Source organism: Collinsella aerofaciens, assembly GCF_039752985.1.
Taxonomy (GTDB): Bacteria; Actinomycetota; Coriobacteriia; order Coriobacteriales; family Coriobacteriaceae; genus Collinsella; species Collinsella aerofaciens_BT.
Map to the genome: position 1 here is coordinate 1 of NZ_JBDMHA010000119.1, position 2,452 is coordinate 2,452.

3 protein-coding genes are annotated in these 2,452 nt (G+C 57.7%); all 3 read left to right on the forward strand.

Annotated elements, in window-relative coordinates; all coding sequences use genetic code 11:
• Positions 1-821: SIS domain-containing protein (locus ABHR76_RS09875; protein ID WP_346977623.1), on the forward strand; the 821-nt coding region annotated here is incomplete at its 5' end.
• Positions 822-835: 14 nt separating this feature from the next.
• Positions 836-1,699: a PfkB family carbohydrate kinase gene (locus tag ABHR76_RS09880; RefSeq protein WP_118266716.1), complete on the forward strand. Its 864-nt coding sequence runs from the start codon at positions 836-838 to the stop codon at positions 1,697-1,699.
• 121 nt (positions 1,700-1,820) lie between these two features.
• A partial coding sequence (locus ABHR76_RS09885) for a PfkB family carbohydrate kinase (protein WP_346977625.1) occupies positions 1,821-2,452 on the forward strand: 632 nt, incomplete at its 3' end.

The window sequence follows — 2,452 nt, forward strand, 5'->3', positions numbered from 1 at the left end:
TCTATACCGCGCGTGAATTCGACATTATGCGTCCGCGTCGTCTGGGCGAGAAGTCCCTGGTCATCGCTTGCAGCCACAGCGGCAATACCCCCGAGGTCGTCGAGGGCTGCGAGATTGCCCTTGCTGCCGGCGCTACGGTGATCGCCCAGACCGACAACGCTGGATCTAAGATCGACACCGGTAAATGGACCACGTGGGTCTACCCGTGGGGCGAGGGCGTGCCGCAGGCCGAGGTCCCCGCTGGCATTTCGCTGTCGCTTGCGGCAGAGCTGCTCGATCAGCAGGAGGGTTACGCCGATCTTGCCGATATGTATGCCGGTATCGCCGAGATGGATAAGATTCTTCCCCCGGCACGCGAGAAGGTAAATGCCGAGCTGGGCGATCGCTTTGCCAAGCTTTGCCAGGAGCACGAGTTCTTCTATATTCTGGGCAGCGGTCCCAACTTTAGCCAGACCTACGGTTTCGCTATCTGCTCTCTTATGGAGATGCAGTGGCAGCACTGCAGCTACATCCACTCTGCCGAGTACTTCCATGGCCCCTTCGAGGCTACTCAGGATGGCGTTTTTTACTTCCTGCAGATGGGCTCCAGCGAGTGCCGTGCTATGGACGAGCGCGCCCTGGCGTTCCTTAAGACGCATACCGATACGCTGATGGTGCTCGATGCCAAGGAGTACGGTATGGAAGCCGTGCCGGCGAGCGTCCGTGCCTATCTGGACCCGGTGCTGTTCTACGCCATGAACTGCGAGCTGCGTGCCGCACGCGGCAAGGTGTTTGATCACGATCCCGATTTCCGTCGCTATATGGGTGTTGTCGAGTACTAGAAGGGACAAAGGCCATGGCATTTAACGTTAACGCGCTCGGATTTGGCGACAACGTCGTCGATCGCTACGAGCATATCCACACCATGTATCCCGGCGGCAATGCGGTGAACTTCGCCGTTTATGCCAAGAAATGCGGTGCCGCACGCTCCGCATACATGGGCATTTTTGGCAATGATGCCGCTGCCGAGCATGTCATTGCAAGCCTCGAGGATGAGGGTATCGAGCTTGACAAGTGCGAGCAGATGATTGGCGAGAACGGAGCGGCTCGCGTGACCGTCGTTGACGGTGACCGTGTCTTCCTCGGCTCCAACGAGGGCGGTATCCGTGGCGATGCGCGCTATGTCCTCGATCGCTTTGACCTTTCGTACATGAAGCAGTTCGATGTGGTTCATTCGGGCAACTATTGCTTTACCGAGCGCGAGCTGCCCAAGTTGAAGGCTGCGGGCGTCACGGTCTCTTTTGACTTTTCGGACGACTCCACCGACGAGTACTACGAGCAGATTGCGCCCTACGTCGATTTTGCTTTCTTTAGTGCGGCGGATGCCGCGAGTGAGGACGAGATTCGCGAGCGTCTGGCATGGGTGAAGGGTCTGGGTCCGCGTTTTGTGTCGGCTACGGCGGGCGCCGAGGGCTGCATCGCTTACGACGGCAAGCGTTATTACCGCCAGCTGGCTAAACCGGTAACGGACATGAAGGACACCATGGGGGCGGGCGACTCGTTCCTCACCTCGTTTTTGATGTGCTATCTCGATTCCGCCAAGCGTGGCGAGGATGGCGCCGAGGCCATCGAGCGCGCGCTCGACTTTGCTGCCGGGTTTGCCTCGACCGTGTGCGGCATGGAAGGTTCTTGGGGCCACGGAGCGCCAATCGTCGAATAGCTTAAGAAAGCGTACGGCGGTCTGGCTATGAGGCCTTGGACAACCGATGCAAAACAATAAGCGAAACGCGAAAAGGGGGCTCGTTATGTGGTGGGCCCCCTTTTGAACATTGGAGAAGACCATGGGTATTAAAGCGTGTGCGGCTGGTTTTTGCTGTGCGGACGTCTATCAAAACATCGGCGTGTTCTATCCGACTGGTAATGGCATTGACTGGGGTATCCATCTTGCACGAATGGGCGTTTCGGTATCCGCCGTGTCGGTCGTCGGCAAGGACGAGTACGGAGACAAGATGAGGGAGGCGCTGGCCGCCGAGGGGTTCGATATCTCACATCTGCGGGTGGAGGATGGCGACACCTCGGTGATGCTCATGGCGTTGAAAGACGGCGTCGATCGCGTACATCTCGAGGCAATCGATGGCGTAATGGAGACATATCGACCGAATGAAGACGACCGGGCGTTTATCCTAGAACATGACATCATTCACACCGACCTGTTTGGCAATTGTTTGGACCTCCTGCCCGAATGGCATGATGCGGGCAAGACGGTGGTTATGGACTTCTCGGTGTTCAGCCAGGATCCCGAATATGCCTGCGAGAACCATTTTCCCTACGTTGACTATGCGTTCATGTCGTTTGAAGAGGACACTCCGGAGCTACGAGACTGGGTACGCCGCGTGCAGGTATTGGGACCGCGCGTTGCGGTTGCCACGCTTGGCGAGAAGGGAAGCATTGCCTATGACGGTGAGCGCTTCTA